This window comes from Burkholderia sp. APQ4-4ca (genome assembly GCF_057837105.1).
Map to the genome: position 1 here is coordinate 1 of NZ_JBYQCG010000119.1, position 15,949 is coordinate 15,949.

12 protein-coding genes and 1 pseudogene are annotated in these 15,949 nt (G+C 65.6%); 5 read left to right on the forward strand and 8 right to left on the reverse strand.

From position 1 onward, the window contains the following. The 3 genes from AC3IFE_RS15215 to AC3IFE_RS15225 form a co-directional block, all read right to left on the reverse strand. The coding region (locus tag AC3IFE_RS15215; protein WP_489190997.1) for a porin at positions 1–810 on the reverse strand (810 nt) is incomplete at its 3' end. Positions 811–998: 188 nt separating this feature from the next. Beyond that, a complete protein-coding gene (locus AC3IFE_RS15220) occupies positions 999–2,441 on the reverse strand; it encodes an MFS transporter (RefSeq protein WP_489190998.1) in 1,443 nt (480 codons plus the stop codon). Between the two features lie 182 nt (positions 2,442–2,623). Beyond that, the gene (locus AC3IFE_RS15225) at positions 2,624–3,547 is read right to left on the reverse strand and encodes a dihydrodipicolinate synthase family protein (protein WP_489190999.1); all 924 of its coding nucleotides are present in this window, start codon (positions 3,545–3,547) and stop codon (positions 2,624–2,626) included. Positions 3,548–3,727: 180 nt separating this feature from the next. Here AC3IFE_RS15225 and AC3IFE_RS15230 point away from each other — a divergent pair, with 180 nt between their 5' ends. Next, on the forward strand, positions 3,728–4,672 hold the full coding sequence (locus tag AC3IFE_RS15230; RefSeq protein WP_089471024.1) for a LysR family transcriptional regulator: 945 nt from the start codon (positions 3,728–3,730) through the stop codon (positions 4,670–4,672). 69 nt (positions 4,673–4,741) lie between these two features. On the opposite strand, the pseudogene AC3IFE_RS15235 reads toward AC3IFE_RS15230, so the two are convergent. After that, positions 4,742–4,852, reverse strand: a pseudogene (locus tag AC3IFE_RS15235) (sel1 repeat family protein); the annotation flags it as partial. Between the two features lie 201 nt (positions 4,853–5,053). Here AC3IFE_RS15235 and AC3IFE_RS15240 point away from each other — a divergent pair. Continuing rightward, the gene (locus tag AC3IFE_RS15240) at positions 5,054–5,653 is read left to right on the forward strand and encodes a TetR/AcrR family transcriptional regulator (RefSeq protein ID WP_489191000.1); all 600 of its coding nucleotides are present in this window, start codon (positions 5,054–5,056) and stop codon (positions 5,651–5,653) included. Positions 5,654–5,911: 258 nt separating this feature from the next. After that, the gene (locus tag AC3IFE_RS15245; protein ID WP_301740133.1) at positions 5,912–7,204 is read left to right on the forward strand and encodes an Nramp family divalent metal transporter; all 1,293 of its coding nucleotides are present in this window, start codon (positions 5,912–5,914) and stop codon (positions 7,202–7,204) included. Between the two features lie 33 nt (positions 7,205–7,237). Here AC3IFE_RS15245 and AC3IFE_RS15250 read toward each other — a convergent pair whose 3' ends face one another. Beyond that, positions 7,238–8,242 carry a chemotaxis protein CheB gene (locus AC3IFE_RS15250; protein WP_089471021.1) on the reverse strand — a complete coding sequence of 335 codons (1,005 nt, stop codon included), beginning with the start codon at positions 8,240–8,242 and terminating at the stop codon, positions 7,238–7,240. Between the two features lie 162 nt (positions 8,243–8,404). Next, complete coding sequence (locus AC3IFE_RS15255; RefSeq protein ID WP_489191002.1) at positions 8,405–12,559, reverse strand: CheR family methyltransferase; 4,155 nt, start codon at positions 12,557–12,559, stop codon at positions 8,405–8,407. Positions 12,560–13,039: 480 nt separating this feature from the next. On the opposite strand from AC3IFE_RS15255, the gene AC3IFE_RS15260 reads away from it, so the two are divergent. Both AC3IFE_RS15260 and AC3IFE_RS15265 read left to right on the forward strand, forming a co-directional pair. Continuing rightward, positions 13,040–13,321 carry a hypothetical protein gene (locus tag AC3IFE_RS15260; RefSeq protein ID WP_301740136.1) on the forward strand — a complete coding sequence of 94 codons (282 nt, stop codon included), beginning with the start codon at positions 13,040–13,042 and terminating at the stop codon, positions 13,319–13,321. A 627-nt stretch (positions 13,322–13,948) separates the two neighbouring features. Further along, positions 13,949–14,857, forward strand: coding sequence for a manganese catalase family protein (locus AC3IFE_RS15265; protein ID WP_489191004.1), 909 nt, complete (start codon positions 13,949–13,951; stop codon positions 14,855–14,857). A 165-nt stretch (positions 14,858–15,022) separates the two neighbouring features. On the opposite strand, the gene AC3IFE_RS15270 is transcribed toward AC3IFE_RS15265, so the two are convergent. Both AC3IFE_RS15270 and AC3IFE_RS15275 read right to left on the reverse strand, forming a co-directional pair. Continuing rightward, a complete protein-coding gene (locus AC3IFE_RS15270) occupies positions 15,023–15,310 on the reverse strand; it encodes a hypothetical protein (protein WP_489191005.1) in 288 nt (95 codons plus the stop codon). Between the two features lie 117 nt (positions 15,311–15,427). After that, positions 15,428–15,949, reverse strand: a 522-nt coding sequence (locus AC3IFE_RS15275; RefSeq protein WP_489191006.1) for a TCP-1/cpn60 chaperonin family protein, incomplete at its 5' end; no start/stop codon positions are given.

Below are 15,949 nucleotides of genomic sequence, written 5' to 3' on the forward strand. Positions count from 1 at the left end.
GTCGCTCGTCATCGCCCAGGCGCCGTAGAGCGTGACGAGCTTGAAGTCGTATGCCGCGCCGGCCAGATAGGCGTACTGCGCGCCGACCGGCCCTGCCGCGGTATACCGCACGCGCTGGCCGGACAGCACGGCCGTGAGGCCATGCCCACGATAGTTCAAGTGAATGCCGAGGTTACCGACGCCGGGCGAACCCGCAACGCCGCCAAGACCATAGATGACGGTGGCGCCGAAACCCTTGAAGTCCGGAGTCGTGTACTTGACGGTGTTGTTCCACACCGTATCGCCGATGATCGTCCCGCCATAGTTGGTCACGAACGTCTGCAGGACGAGCGGAGAGAAGACGGTCGAGGATCCGAACGGATTGATGAGGGATTCGGCCGTATAGGCCGGATTTCTTTGCCGCCCGAAGGTCAACTGGCCGAACTCGCCTTGAAAGCCCACGTACGCATTGCGTGACCAGAACGGGTCCGCCGCGCTGCGCCCGAGCGCGCCGTTCGCGGATCGAAAGAAGCTTTCGAGGACAAAGATGGCGCCGACGCCGCCGCCAAGGTCTTCCTTGCCGCGGATTCCCCAGAACGATGTGGTCAGCCCGCCGCTGCCCATCTGTACCGCGGACTGCGGCGTGTCGCTGCGCTTGATGCTCCCGACGTAGGTGCCGATGAGGCCATAAAGCTGGATCTGGGAGCCGCTATCCGCGTATGCGTCGACGGAAATCGATGCCAGAGCCGCGTTGAATATCGCCGTCACTCCGAGCGTACCGACAACGCGCCGGGCGGCAACGCGCACCACGGCCTGTCGTGTCTTTTTCATTTCGGTTGTCTCCATTCATATTTTTTTCGAGCAGCCTTTTTCTCGACAATCCACTCTGCAGTACTGATGGATTACCTGCCACGGCGGCGCGTGTTGCGAGCATGTCGCTGAAGTCACTGGCGTGACGGACGAGGAAACGCCTTCCCTCGAGGCTTATCAGGGGAAGGCGCCGTCAGGCATGCGAGCGACTACGGGGAAATCTCTTCGAGCGAACGATTGGTCGTCTCCACCATTCGCGTGGCGACAAAGAAGCCCACGGCACTGACTACCGCGAACATGACGAATACCGCGGCGATGCCTCTCCCGGTCAATACGACGCCGACGATCGCCGGCGCGGCCGCAGACGCCGCCCGCAGCCAGGAAGTCGCGAGACCGGTACCGATCGCGCGCATCCGGGTGGGGTAGATCTCCGGGGTGTACAGGTACAGAAGGACCGTGGTCGTCGCCATCACCGCGTAAGCCGACGATCCGAGGAACATCACGGACCACGCGCTGCCGGCGCCGTGAATGCCGAGTACGGCGAGCAGGGCCGCGCTGATGATGAAGCAGGCCATTGCCCACCGGCGGCGCCCGACCCGGTCGATCAGCAGCGCACAGGCAAGCACACCGCACGTACTCAGGATGTTCGAAATGGACGCCATCTGAAGCGACGTTTGCAGCGGCAGATGGTAGACCGTCCTGTAGAGGCTCGGCAGCCAGTTGTTGATGCCATTGGCCACGAAATAAGCGCTCGCCCAAAGCAGCCACACGACAACGGTGCGGCCTCGGTAGAACGGCGAGAAGAGTTCCTTCCACGTTCCCTTCTGCTTCGACTGTCGGCCGAGCAGAAGACCCGACACGCGCGCATCCACCTCGGCCTTTTGGGTCTGCGTGTCGAGGTTGCGCTTCGTCGTGCTGGCTTCCAGCCGCTCGATGATGCGTTCGGCCTTATCGAAACGCCCCCGTGAAACGAGCCAGCGCGGCGATTCCGGAAGACGTGCGATCAGGATCGCGACGACGATGCCCGGAATCCCGCCGATCAGGAACATATATTCCCAGCCGAAGCGCGGGACGACGAACGCACCGAGCTGCGCGGCCGCGAGCAGGCCCAACGGGAAAATGAGTTCGTACAGGATGAAGAAGCGTCCGCGGCCGTGTGCTTGGGACAGCTCGTTGATGTACGTGGCGGCCACGGGCACTTCTCCGCCCACACCGATGCCTTGCAGGAAGCGCATCAGAAACAGCATGTGGAAGCTGCCGGTGAACGCGCATACGACGCTCATGGCCGACATGACGCCCACCGCGACGGTGGCGCTCGGCACCCGCCCCAGGCGCTCGGCCAGCCAGCCGAAGACCAACGCGCCGACGACCTGGCCAAGATAGCCGGCAGCGATCAGCACGCCGATCCGACCGGGAGAAAGATGCCAGAGCCCCACCAGTACGGGCAGTACGAAAGCCAGCGAAAGTGCGTCGAATGCATCGAAGAGGGTCGCGCTGCCCATGACGATTCGTGCCCGGGTGTGCCACTTGCAAAACGGCACGTTCTCGATGCGGAACAGCAGGTTCGCCGCCCGCAATTGCTCGCTCATGGGACGCGTTTCGCTCGCGGATCGACTAAGGTCGACGCCGCAGGCGGTCGAAGGGGTGTTCATGCTGTCTCCTGAAAAGCTGCATTTTATGGACCTTCGGCTTGCTTCTCGTTTTACAGCGCCGATCGCGTTTTCTTATGGTTTTCCGCGACATCGGCGCGTTTTTATCGTTTGCCGAGCCTGTCGGCGGCGAAGCGGGCAGCGCTTCGCCGTCGTCATCCGGCTATGGACGTGCCGCGCCGGTGTCAGTCGACGAGCCCGGCCAAACGAAGCGCGTGCGCAATTTCGACGTCCGCGCCTTGCGCCAGCGGCAGCAACGGGGAGCGCACTGCGGCGTGCTCGAGGATGCCGCGAGCCACCAGGCCATGCTTGAGCGCGACGGTGCCTTCCATGTGCGACCCGCGGTGATACACGTTGCGCGTCACCGGCAGCAGGCGATCGTGAATCGCGCGAGCGGCCGGGTAGTCTTTCGCCTTGCCTGCCTTGATCAGTTCGATGAGCGGCTCGGGAGCCAGTCCGCCGTAGCCGACGAGCGCGCCGTCCACGTCGAACATCGTGTGGAGCAGATACTCGTCGTGGCAGGTCAGGATTTGCAGTTCCGGACGCTCGCGTCGAATGATCGGAATCTCCACGTCCCAGCGACGCATGTTGCGCACGCCGTTTTTCATCGCGAAGACGCCCGGTTGCGCGGCGATTTCCAGCTGCGTTTCGAGGTTGTAGGTCGCCTTCGTGGCGTCCGGGTACTGGAACAGGATGAGCGGCAAGCCACTGCCCTCGTGGATGGCGCGGTAGCGATCTTGCGGCGCGCCTTTCTGGTAACCGAAGCGCAGCCAGCCGTGCGATGGATACACCAGGCCGGCCGACGCGCCGGCGTCGACCGCGCGCTTCGCCTCTTCCACCGCCACTTCCGTGCCTTCGAGCGTAATGCCGGCGATGACCGGAATCTTGCCGTCGACGGACTTCACGAAGCTTTCGATGACTTGAGCCTGCTCTTTCTGTGAGAGGAACGTGCCTTCGCCTGCGTGTCCGAGAACCGTCAGACCTTTGACGCCTTCGATGCCGCCGAGCCACGCGCCCAGCCGTTGAATTGCCGCATGGTCCACCGCGCCCTCGCGGGTGAAAGGGGTAACGGGTGCCGGGACCAAACCCCGCAGATCGATCGCTTTCATAACGTCTCCAGATGTGAGCTTTTCAACTCCTCTTGGGGGAGGAGAGCCCGCTGCCCGTTTCGCATCGAACCGGAACAACGGTGCATGCGATGCAGTGTAAGGACGCACGACCCATGCGAGAACGGCCAAATCTCGCATTTCAGATATACTGATTCGACATATCTCCTGAGAGGCTTCGCGATGGACTATGCGGCCTGGAAGCTATTCATCGACGCGGCGGAACTCGGAAGCCTGAGCAAGACGGCCGTTGCTTACGGCACCAGTCAGCCTCACATCAGCCGGCAAATCGTCGAGCTCGAGCAGTACTGCGGCGGCCGCCTGTTTCAACGGACAGGGCGCGGCGTGGTATTGACCGAGCTGGGCGCGCGTATCGCGCCACGCGTGAGGACGTGGCTGGCCAGCACGGAGCAGTTGTCCAACGACATCCGCAGCACGGCGGGCGAGCCGATCGGCGTAGTCAGGCTCGGAATCCTGCCCTCCACCGCCCATCCGCTTGTCAGCACCGTTTACCATCGGCTTCGCGAGCGTTACCCACTGGTGCAGTTACAGGTCCGCGAGGGTCAAGGGGCGTTGCTGGAAACCTGGCTGGAGAACGGCAGCGTCGATCTCGCCATCCTGTTTCGAAATAGTCCGACGCCGAGAAACGGTGACGAATATCTGGTCGAGGCCGCGACTTACCTCGTTGGGGCGGAAGGCGATCTGTTGACCCGTCAGCCGACGATCGCGTTTTCCAGGCTCGATGGCATTCCGCTGGTCTCTTTCTGCCGCCCCAATAGCTGGCGCGAGCGGCTCGAACAAATCGCGGGCGAACACCAGATATCGCTGAATTTCGCGGCGGAAGCCGATTCCCTGAGCCTGCAGGGGCACATCGTCGCCGACGGCGGCATCCATGCGTTGCTGGGCCCTTATGCGATCGCCAATCTGGAACGGGAATGCCGATTGCAAGCGTCGATGGTCGTCGATCCGTCCGTGCCGCGCTTCATTGCGCTCGCCATGTCGCCGCACGGAGAACTGACGCTGGCTTGCCGCACGGTCATGCAGCTCACGAGGGAAATCGCACGGTCGCGCAATCTCTCGTCGGACCTTCGGTTGGGCGTGTCCGCCGCGTTCCTGCGCTCCATCTGAAGGGCCCGGGCACGGCTTGAGCGCGGCGATGCGCGGATCGTCCCGCTCCTCCGCCTCGCCCCTCTTTCAATAGGAAACCTGATCTTCAGGGCGATCGGGACAACCTGTATCGTCGCGAATCCGCGCCGTGCTGACGGTAACCGGCGGATCCTGCGCGCACGCGGCCGACAGCAACAGCAGCCCCGGTGCGAGCGTTGCCTACTGTCTTCAAATGATATATATCGGTCTACCCAACAGTCAGGCGACTTGACGACCGGCGCCGCAGTCGAAGTGTGTCAGGCCGCGACGCCCTCGGACCACGGCCGGAGGCCGATTTCGTCGAGCCCCGTGATGCTAGAATAATCGGTCTATGTTGGTGAAATACCGAGGAGGAAGCCGTTCGTGCGAGCCAACAAACGCCAGCTGGTGGTAGACAAAGCGACCGAACTGTTCTCCAGGCACGGATTCCACCCGGTGGGCGTCGACTGGATCATCGACGATTCCGGTGTCGCCCGCATGACGCTGTACCGGCATTTTGCGAGCAAGGACGAACTGATCCGCGAGGTGCTGGTCCAGCGCTACGACCTGATCGTCGGCAGCATCGCCGCGCAGTTGCAGCACGTGGCCGATCCGGTCGAGCACGTCAAGACCCTCTTCGACTGGTACGCGGCGTGGTTCAAGACGCCCGAATTCGCCGGCTGCCTGTTCGAGCGGGCGCTGGCCGAGTTCGGCACCGCCTATGCGCCGATCTCGGACGTCGCGATCCGCTATCGCCGCACCATGGTCGAATGGATCGCAGAACTGATCGAGGCCCTCGTGCCGCCCGAAACCGCCCACCGGCTGGCAACGGTCTTCATGATGCTGCTGGACGGCGCCACGGCCGAGGCACGGGCGTTCAACGATTGCGACGCTGCCGCGCACGCGTGGCAAGCCGCGCAGGTCCTTCTCGAACAGGCGATGCATGCGACGGTTTCGCCCGCCGACGGTGCGGAGACCCTCTGAGCCGGCCACGTCTGCCTCGGATACGCCGTCACGCCGGTCATCGTCCAGAAGCGATTCGATGTCGATGCAACCGACCTCGACGACTCCCCGTTTTCCGCGCGACGGCTCGACATCCGCGGCCGCTGCCTGATCCTGGCCTCGGACTTCCGTTCATCCTCATTCCTTCCGTTCCACGGTCGCGTGGGGCCCGCTCGCGCGAGACGTCCGTCGAGCGGGCATGACGATTGCGCCTGCAGCACTCCCGGGAGGCCCGCGATCATGAACGACAACGACTTGCTCCAGCCCGAGCCGACGAAACCATCCCCGAATGAGACCTCGTGGGTCCGGCGTCTCGGCCCCGGCCTGATCACCGGCGCCGCCGACGACGACCCGTCCGGCATCGGCACGTACTCGCAGGCGGGGGCGCAATTCGGCTTCGAACTGCTGTGGGCCTTGCTGTTGACGTACCCGCTGATGACGGCCATCCAGCTGGTCAGCGCGAGAATCGGCCGCGTGACGGGCAAAGGACTCGCGTCCAACATGCGCACCCACTACCCGCGATGGCTGCTGTACGGAACGGTCGTGCTGCTGATCACGGCCAACGTGATCAATATCGCGGCCGACCTGTCGGCCATGGGCGCGGCCGTCAGTTTGTTGCTGCCCGGCCCGCAACAGCTCTACATCGTGTGCCTCGGCGGCGTGTCGGTCGTGCTGCAGGTGTTCGTTCCGTACGACCGCTACGCGCGACTCCTCAAATGGACCGCGCTGACGCTGCTCGCGTATGTCGCGGTCGCCCTCATCGTGCCCGTCAACTGGGCCGAGGTCGGTCGCGCGATCGTGCGGCCCCATGCGCAACCGACCGCCGCTTATCTGACCACGGTCGTCGCCGTGCTCGGCACGACCATCAGCCCGTATCTGTTTTTCTGGCAGGCATCCCAGGAAGTCGAGGAGTTGCGCGCCGCGCCGGACCAGCGGCCGCTGCGGCGCATGCCGCGCGAGGCGCCCGCGCAATTGCGCCGGATCAGCTTCGATACGTGGTTCGGCATGGGCGTCTCGAACGTGATCGGGTTCTTCATCGTGCTGACGGCAGCGGCCACGCTCCACACCCATCACATCGACGTCAAGACGTCGGCGGACGCCGCGCGGGCGCTCGAGCCGGTGGCCGGTCACTTCGCATACGTGCTGTTCGCGCTCGGCATCGTCGGTACCGGCCTGCTGGCGCTGCCGGTGCTCGCGGGATCGGCCGCCTATGCGGCGGCCGGCACGTTCCGCTGGCGCAACAGTCTCGCGTTGCAGTGGGGCGTCGCGCCCGAATTCTATGCAGTGATCGTATTGGCGATCGTCGGCGGAATCGCGTTCACGTTCACGCATTTCGACCCGATCCGCGCGCTTTACTGGAGCGCCGTCATCAACGGCGTAAGCGCCGTGCCGATCATGGTCGTGATGATGCTGATGGCGAGAAGCAGACGAGTCATGGGCGAGTTCGCCGTCAGAGGCACGCTTGCGTGGGGAGGATGGGTCGCGACGCTCTCGATGGCGCTCGCGGCGCTGGGCGTGTTCGTGCCCGGATAAAACCCGTGGCGCGGATGCCGCGAGCCGCTGCGCTCAGCCCGGTTCGTCTCCGCCCAGCGCCGCGCCGACCGCATCGCGCAGCACGTCCGCGAGTCGCTGGTTCTCGTCGATGCGAGCCTGTTCGATCGCGACGCCCTCGGCGTTGCCGGTTCGGCGCGCCCATTCCTGGCGCTCGCGCGCAAAAATCATGCGCTCGTGAACCGCGCGGATCGCCCCCCATATCGCATCCTCCGCTTTCTGGGCCTCCACGTCGTCGAGAGAAAGCGCGGAGAATGCATGCCCGGTATGGCATCGGTATCGCAATGGACGATCGTCGCGCATGCGCCAGAGCACGCCGTGACAACTGGGGCACGTGAGGGCGGAACGCGTGCCGATCGCGTCAAGCAGCCCAGGATCGACGAGGCCCTCCTCCGCAATCCCGCTCTCGTGGTCCAGGTCGCGCAAGTCCGCCGCCTTTCGCCGCTCCGTCACACGTGCGCCGTAGACCGCCGCACGAATGGCCTGCGGCAGCTCTCCAGCCCTTGCGACCACATCGGCGCCCGCCGCGGCCAGTGCGCTGCGCGGCATCGACGGCGCTTCGCATTCGTCGGGGTCCTGAACGATACCGTAGCCGCCCCGGGCGCGAATCGCCGCGAGGCCAGCCGCGCCGTCATCTAGATCGCCGCTGAGGACCACGCCGATCGCACCGGCACCGTATTCGCGGGCGGCAGACCGGAACAGCGGATCTGCAGCCGGCCGGGTGAAGTTCTCGGCGGCCGTATCGAGCAGCCAGAGATCGCCATCGCGCACGATCATGTGCCGGTCGGACGGGGCCACGTAAATTCTGCCGGCCTGAGGCGATTGGCCGTGTCGCGCCTCGCTTGCCTCCAGCGTGCCCCATCGCGACAACAGATCGGGCAGAATCGTCCGATGTCGACCAATGTGCTGAACGATGCAAATCGGCACCGGAAAATCCGCGGCGATGCCCGCCACGAGGGTCCGGAGGACCGGGAGACCACCCCGGGACGATGCGATTACGACGATATCTCGACGATCCATAGCCCCCCCTTTCCGGATATAGCCGCAAATCGGGTTCCTGAACCGGCATTCCGTCACCGGCGGGCGCAGACGACGCAACGCGAGTCGAATGGCGCTGGCGCAAACGCCGCCGCGGCGAGCCGCGCCCGACCGACCCGCGATGCACGCGCGGGCCGTCGGCCGTCATGGAGTGTCGCGATGCGCGTCGCCGAGCACCGCGAGCAACATCCCGAAATCGAGCGGTTTCGACAGATGGCTGTCGAAGCCGGCCTTCGTCGCGGCCCGGACGTCGTCCTGGCGATTGCGGCCGGTCAGCGCGACGGTCCGGAGCGTGGCCCAGCGGGGATCGGTCTTGATCCGCCGAAGCAACGCGTAGCCATCCATGTCGGGAAGCCCGATGTCGGACACGATCGCGTCCACGGTTGCCTCCTGCAGCATCGTCAACGCCGCGGCGCCGCTTTTCGCGCTCTGGACCACCGCCCCCGCCAGTTCCAGCAGCGCGGTGAGCGACGTCGCCGTCTCCTGATCGTCCTCGACCAGCAGCACGCGCAGGCCGGCGATATTCCCCTCCGGCACGCCGCTGCCCGCAGACACGGCGCGCTCGGTCGATGCGGCCGGCAGCCATACCGTCATCGTGGTGCCGGAGCCCGGGCCATCGGACGCCGCGGCGATCCGGCCGCCATGCATTTCGACGAGTTGCCGAACGAGCGCCAGTCCGATGCCGAGACCGCCGCGGGTCCTGTCGCGCGGCGCCTGCCGGAACATGTCGAAGACATGCGGAAGCGTATCGCCGTCGATCCCCTGCCCGTCGTCGATCACGTCGACGCGCAGCATCTTGCCCTCATGCGCGAGACGCACGACGATCCGGCCGTGCGGTTGCGTGTACTTGAGCGCGTTGGACATCAGGTTCCAGAAGATCTGCTCGCATCGCACCGGATCGGCGAGCGCGATGGCCGGCTCCGTCGGCAACTCCGTTTGCAGGACCAGGCCGCGCGCGTGCACGTCGAGCTCGCAGGTATCCGTGATGCCGCGCAACATCGCCGTCAGATCGACCCGGCCCAGCTCGAGCGCGAGCTTGCCGGTCTGGATGCGCGACAGATCGAGCAGATCGTCGATGATCTGCGCCTGGGCGCGCACCGCCTGCCGGATCGAATCCGCGGCTTCGCGCACGGCGGCAATGTCGCGCGTCTCCGGCAGGCGCGGCAGCATTTCCGCCTTGACGCCGATCAGGTTGAGCGGATGCCGCAGCTCGTGTGACAGCACGGCAATGAACTCGTCCTTCAGTTGACTCGAACTGAGCGCCTGCTCGCGGGCCGCCTGTTCCCGCGCGAGCGCTTCACGGTTCGCGTCGTCGCTCTGCTTGCGCAGCGTCATGTCGCGCACGATCTTCGCGAAGCCGTTGAACGACGTATCGGAAATCGGCGTGACGACGCCGCTACAGAAAATCCGCCGCCCGTCCTTGGTCCGGTGCCAGCGTTCGTCGTCCGCGCGCCCTTCGCGGGTCGCGATGTCGCGCTCGCGCGTCGGTACGAGCGCCTGTCGGTCGCTCGGCTCGTAGATCAGATCCACGTCCTGGCCGATCATCTCTTCTTCCGTATAGCCGAATATGCGTTCCGCGCCGGCGTTCCAGCTCACGATGGACCCGTTGCCGTCCTGGATGATGATCGCGTAGTCCTTGGTCGATTGCGCGACCAGACGCAGGCGCTGCTCGCCGGCCCGCGCCGCCTCTTCCGCGTGATGCCGGTCGGTGATGTCGATCAGCGTGATCACCGCGCCGTCGATGTGATCGTCCGCCGTCCGATAGGGCAGCAACCGCATCAGATACCACCGGCCAGCCTCGCTCTCGATCTCGCGCTCGATCAGCCGCAGCGACTGAAACGACTGCCGGACATCGTCGGCCAGCGTCGGATACCGCAGGGCATGGGTGATATGGAACAGCGACCGGCCCAGGTCCGAATCGATCAGGTTGAAAATCGCGGTGGCGTTGGGCGTAAACCGCTTGACCCGGATTTCCTTGTCGACGAACACGGTCGCGATCTCGCTCGACGCGATGATGTTGTGCAGATCGTCGTTCGCTTTCGCGGTGTCTTCGATCCTTGCCTGCATTTCGGCGTTGGCCGTCGTCAACTCCTCGTTGACCGATTGCAGTTCCTCCTTGCTGCTTTCCAGTTCCTCGCTCGTGGAGCGCAACTCTTCGTTGATCGCCTGCAGCTCCTCGTTCGACGCCTTCAATTCCTCGACGGACGTTTCGTACTGCTCGATGACCGTCGCGAGTTGCTCGCGGCTGTGCTGCAGCTCCTGTTCGAGCTGGGCCAGAACCGGATCCTGCCCGCTCGTCTCGACCTGGTCCTCCTCCGTCATGCGGCCCGCCACCTCGTCGAACACGATGAGCAGGAATTCCGCATTCGCGACCTTGTCGTGAAACGGCCTGACCGTCATGTTGATCCACGACACGCGGCCATCGTGTGCCCATTTCACCCGGCGCGCCTCCACGCTCGTGCCCGTTTGCAGCGCACGGAAAATCGCGGTGCGCAGATCGAGCCGCAGATCCGGCAGCACCAGCGTCATGATGTTGCTCGACAGCTCGCCGCCGACGTGCCGCAGGAACCGGCCGGCGTTATCCGACAGATGAACGACGTTCGATTCCTTGTCGATGATGACGCTCGGCGGCGAATACGTTTCGAGCGCGCGCTGATGGAGCTCCGAATAGGAGAAGTTGCGTTGGGCCGGGCTGGCCGGCACGCGCAACGGCGGCTGCGGCGCGGCCCGCTCGTCGGATGCGCCGGATTCGACCTGGAACAGCGGCGGAAAGCCCGTGGCCGGCTTCGCGCGATGCGTGACGACGCGTGCACGGTAAATCCGGCGTTTCTTGTCCACGACGGCAAACAGATCGTCCGCCGCGTCGGCCGACTCCGCGGTGCCGAGGAACAGGTAACCGTTGGGGCGCAACGCGAAATGGAACAGCTCGAGGATTTGCCGCTGCACCGCGCGCTCGAGATAGATCAGCACGTTGCGGCACGAAATCAGGTCGAGGTGCGAGAACGGCGGGTCGCGCAGCAGGCTGTGCGCCGCGAACAGGATGCGCTCGCGCACCGCCTTCGCGATCACGTAGTGCGCGCCATCCCGCGTGAAATACCGCTGCAGCAGCGGGGCGGGCACGTCGCTCGCGATCGACAGCGGGTAGGAACCGGTCCGCGCGCGGACGATCGCCGCTTCGTCGATATCGGTCGCGAAGACCTGGATGGCCTGGCTCGACATCGCGGCCTCGCGCGCCCGCGCCAGCAGCAGCGAGATCGAGTACGCCTCTTCGCCCGTCGCGCATCCGGCCACCCACACACGGACCTGCTCCTCGCCGGACTCCGACGCGAACAACGAGCCGATCACTTCCCGTTCGAGGAAATCGAAGGCTTCGCGATCGCGGAAGAACTGGGTCACGCCGATCAGCATGTCCGCCAGCAGCGCGTTCGCTTCTTCCGGCGTGGCCCGCAGGAAATCCCGGTACGCGAGGAGATCACGCTGGCCGTTGACCTGCATGCGCCGCTCGATACGCCGCAGCACGGTCGCCCGCTTGTACAGCCGGAAGTCGTGGCCGGTGCGTACCCTCAGGTGCATCAGAATGTCGGAGAGCGCCCGTTCGGGATCGTTGATCGTCGGCCGCTCGCCGTTGTGCAGCGATTGCGCGAATTGGAGGCTTTGCTGTTCGATACGGCGCGCATTCGACCAGAGTTCGAGCAACCGTTGCGGCATGTCGGCCACCGGCAGCACGATATCGACGCGCGCCATCGCAATCGCATGCTGCGGCATCCCTGCGTGCTCGGCGTCGTCCGGCGATTGTGCGAGCGTAATGCCGCCCGCCTCCTTGATGCGGCTCAAGCCCGCCGCGCCGTCGGAGCCGGTGCCGGACATCACGATGCCGACCGCGCGCCAGTCGTGCGCGTCCGCCAGCGTCCGAAAGAAGTGGTCGATCGTGAACGGAACCCCATCGGATGGATCCCGGCCGTGGCAACGAAGGCAACCGTCCGACATCTCGAGGTGCATGCCCGGTGCGATCACGTAGATATGGTTTTTCTCGATCGGTACCGTGGACGTCACCTGATGCACCGGCATGCCCGTCGTGCGCTGCAGGATGGCGTCCATATGACTGGCCTGTTCCGGCGCGAGATGGACGACGACGACGAACGCCATGTCCATGCCCGTCGGCGCATTCTCGAAAAAGGTCTGCAAGGCCGTCGTGCCGCCTGCCGACGCACCGATGCCCACGACCGGAAACGACAGATCGCTCTTCAACGTCGCGGGCGATGGAGGCTGCTCCTTGTGCGTAGGCGCTTGCCGTGCCATTGAATTCTCCTGATGGTGTTGCCGAACATCATGTGCCGGGCGCCGATCGATACCGGGTCGCATCGTCCTCGCCCCGCCGTCCCGCGATCCCGCTGGGGATACTTCCCGCCGGGCGTCCATGCGCATTGTAAGACACCGCCAAGCGAGACCGGGCGCCTGACGAAAGGCTTGCAACCGGCGTGCGGCGGAGCGCCACGGCCGCACGCCGGTGCGTCACCCGGACGTCATTCGTGCCGACATACCATCCCCTTGGTTGGCGAAACGCGATGCGTCGGGTCGATCGCCAGCGGGAACGAATCGTGCTCGTGCGTCGGCCCGTCGGATTCAATTTATTTCCTTTGACGGATGCCGTATTACCGGCGAATATTCGCGTCGATCAAGCGGTTAGTACCGCTCAAGAACAACATGAAACGATGCTCGCCCACGCAGTCGGGGACGTTACACTGCTTCGCCAACAGATACCTGATCGAAGGGGAAGAAATGACGCCGTTTTCCCAGGATGTGAGCATCAAACAAACCGCCGCCGTCTCCAAGGCCGCCACGCCGTCGCCCGTTTTCTGGAAAGCGGGGCCGATCGTCGAAGCCCCTCCGCCCGAGCCGAAATCCGCGACGCCGGACCTGCGCGATTTCTTCGCCGCCGCCGCGCTGCAGGGCTTGCTGTCGCGCGATGCCGGGCGCAACGTGTCGACGATCGCCGACTACGAATCGAAGCGCGCGATCAGCGCCTATCGGCTCGCCGACGAAATGCTGAAAGCGCGATGAACCGGCCGGCCGGCCGTCGCCGGCCGGCCCGCGCGCCTGGCGTCATCCGGTTCGCGGGGCACCGCGGGGAACAGGAGCAGCCACGATCGTCCGGATGCTGACGCACCGGCCGTTCGGTTGCCGTCCAGCCGCAACGTCATCGCGCCGATCGGCCCCGCCAGCAACGCGGCACGTCCGTCGCCGCGCATCGCCATCTTCACGAAACGCGCGTCACGCGCCGGCGTGACACGGCTCATGCTGCCGAAATGACAACCGCTTGAAAATCCGGCAACGAGGGTTGCAGATCACGCGACGCGCTCGTATTGCCGCCGACGCTGCCCTTCCCGCGTGCCGCGCCCTTGCATCGGCAACGGTCCGCCCCATACGCGAGAAACGACGCCTCGCGAACCGATCGCGCCTTCGTCGTCCGGCGCCGGCTCGCGTCCGACCGGCCATCGTCTGCCGGCGTCGCGATGCGTTGCGTCGCACGCGTGCGAACGCCGCCAGCGTCCGCCGAAAGCCGCTCCCACGACACAGCGCACGCCGGCCGGAATCGCACCGCGTACGCCGGGTCGTCGGCCGGCCACGGGATCGATTCGTGCGGAGTCGCCACCGCGAATGTCGCGCAACCCTTTCCACGGAGATGCCATGTTCATCCACAACACACGGCTTCAGTACACGGTGCGCGTCGGCGCGCCGAATCCCGGCCTCGCCAATCTGCTGCTCGAGCAGTTCGGCGGCCCGCAAGGCGAACTCGCCGCCGCGATGCGCTATTTCACTCAGGCGATCACCGAGGAGGATCCCGGCCGCAAGGACATGCTGCTCGACATCGCCACCGAGGAGCTGAGCCATCTCGAGGTGATCGGCTCGATGGCCGCGATGCTCAATCGCGGCGCCAAGGGCGAACTCGCCGAAGCGGTCGACGAACAGGCCGAGCTGTACCGCAAGCTGCACGGCGCGGGCAACGACAGCCACGTGACGCAGGTGCTGTACGGCGCCGGCGCGCCATTGACGAATTCGGGCGGCGTGCCGTGGTCGGCCGCGTACATCGACACGATCGGCGAACCGACCGCCGACCTGCGTTCGAACATCGCGGCCGAAGCGCGCGCGAAGATCATCTACGAACGGCTCATCAACGTGACCGACGATCCCGGCATTCGCGACGCACTCGGCTTCCTGATGACGCGCGAGGTCTCGCACCTGAAGTCGTTCGAGAAGGCGCTGTATGCGATCACCGCGAATTTCCCGCCGGGCAAGCTGCCGCCGAAGGCGCCGTACGACAGCGTGTACTTCCGGATGCAGCCGGACGCAGCGCCGCTGGTCGGCCCCTGGAACCATGGGGAGGGCCTCGAAATCCGCGACGCCCAGCCGGCCGTCGACGGCGGCACCGGTATTGCCGAAGGAATGCTCGAGCCGCAGCAGGTGGACGCGATCGACGCGATGGCGCAACGGCTCGCGTCCGATCCGGACAGCGACCCGGTGACCGGTGCGGAGCTGGGTGCGGGCCAGCCGGTCCCGCAGGGCCGCGCGCCCGGCAAGCCGGACGGCGGAGCCTGACCGGAAGCGCGAAGACGAGCGCTCGGGCGTCGGCGCGAGTGCCGCTTCGTCATGCGATGGATGATGAAATGACAATAGCCTGACACTGCAGGCGGCGAACGTTCGATGAACCGGCTGCGCGACGCACACTCGTGCACGCACTCGCCATGGAACGCTCGGCGCGCGTCACGCGCCGGCTTCGCCGGACCCGGTCTGGTCGGTCTGATCAGCCATCAGGTACTGGATGACCAGTGTCGGATCGGCGATGTCGAGAATCAGGCGGCGCATCACGCGCTTGCGCATATGGGCGTCGTCCAGCGTCCACGGCCGCGCCGCGTCGCCAAGGTAGCGGGCTAGCGCGACGCGATGGTCGCCATCCGGAGGCAGGCCGAGCCGTGCCGCGAGCAGGCCCGCGATGACGTCGTCGAGTTCGACGTGCAGCGGCCTGGAATCGATCGAGAGTTCGAGCTTCATGGTCGGTCTCGCAAACATGAAAAAACGGCGCGGCGCGCCCCCCCGCTGTCGCGCGCGCCGGGAAAAGCCGCTCCGGCCAGCGGCTGTTCGATGATCGCAGGCGAACCTGCGACACCGTCAGTAGCCGAGTTCGGGGGCGGGAGCCGGCTCGGCGCTGTCCTCTTTCGGCGCTTGCGCGACGGTCGCATCGGTCGTCAACACCAGGCTCGCGATCGACGCGGCGTTCTGCAGCGCGGTACGCGTGACCTTGGTCGGGTCGACCACGCCCGCATCCACCAGATCGCCGTACTCGCCGGTCGCCGCGTTGTAGCCGAAGTTCCCGGTGCCTTCGAGCACCTTCGAGATCACGACCGACGGTTCGTCGCCCGCATTGGCCGCGATGACGCGCAGCGGCGCCTCCAGCGCGCGCAGCACGATCCGGATGCCGGCGTCCTGGTCCGCATTCGCGCCCCGGATGTCCGACAGCGCCGCGCGCGCACGCAATAGCGCGACGCCGCCGCCCGGCACGATGCCTTCCTCGACCGCGGCGCGCGTGGCGTGCAGCGCATCGTCGACACGATCCTTCTTCTCCTTCATTTCGACCTCGGTGACCGCGCCGACCTTGATCACCGCCACGCCGCCCGCGAGTTTCGCGACACG

Bases quoted from the DNA above. Each gene is read 5' to 3' on its own strand.
- AC3IFE_RS15220 (WP_489190998.1), bottom strand. From the start codon at position 2,441: ATGAACACCCCTTCGACCGCCTGCGGCGTCGACCTTAGTCGATCCGCG.
- AC3IFE_RS15225 (WP_489190999.1), bottom strand. From the start codon at position 3,547: ATGAAAGCGATCGATCTGCGGGGTTTGGTCCCGGCACCCGTTACCCCT.
- AC3IFE_RS15230 (WP_089471024.1), top strand. From the start codon at position 3,728: ATGGACTATGCGGCCTGGAAGCTATTCATCGACGCGGCGGAACTCGGA.
- AC3IFE_RS15245 (WP_301740133.1), top strand. From the start codon at position 5,912: ATGAACGACAACGACTTGCTCCAGCCCGAGCCGACGAAACCATCCCCG.
- AC3IFE_RS15250 (WP_089471021.1), bottom strand. From the start codon at position 8,242: ATGGATCGTCGAGATATCGTCGTAATCGCATCGTCCCGGGGTGGTCTC.
- AC3IFE_RS15255 (WP_489191002.1), bottom strand. From the start codon at position 12,559: ATGGCACGGCAAGCGCCTACGCACAAGGAGCAGCCTCCATCGCCCGCG.
- AC3IFE_RS15260 (WP_301740136.1), top strand. From the start codon at position 13,040: ATGACGCCGTTTTCCCAGGATGTGAGCATCAAACAAACCGCCGCCGTC.
- AC3IFE_RS15265 (WP_489191004.1), top strand. From the start codon at position 13,949: ATGTTCATCCACAACACACGGCTTCAGTACACGGTGCGCGTCGGCGCG.
- AC3IFE_RS15270 (WP_489191005.1), bottom strand. From the start codon at position 15,310: ATGAAGCTCGAACTCTCGATCGATTCCAGGCCGCTGCACGTCGAACTC.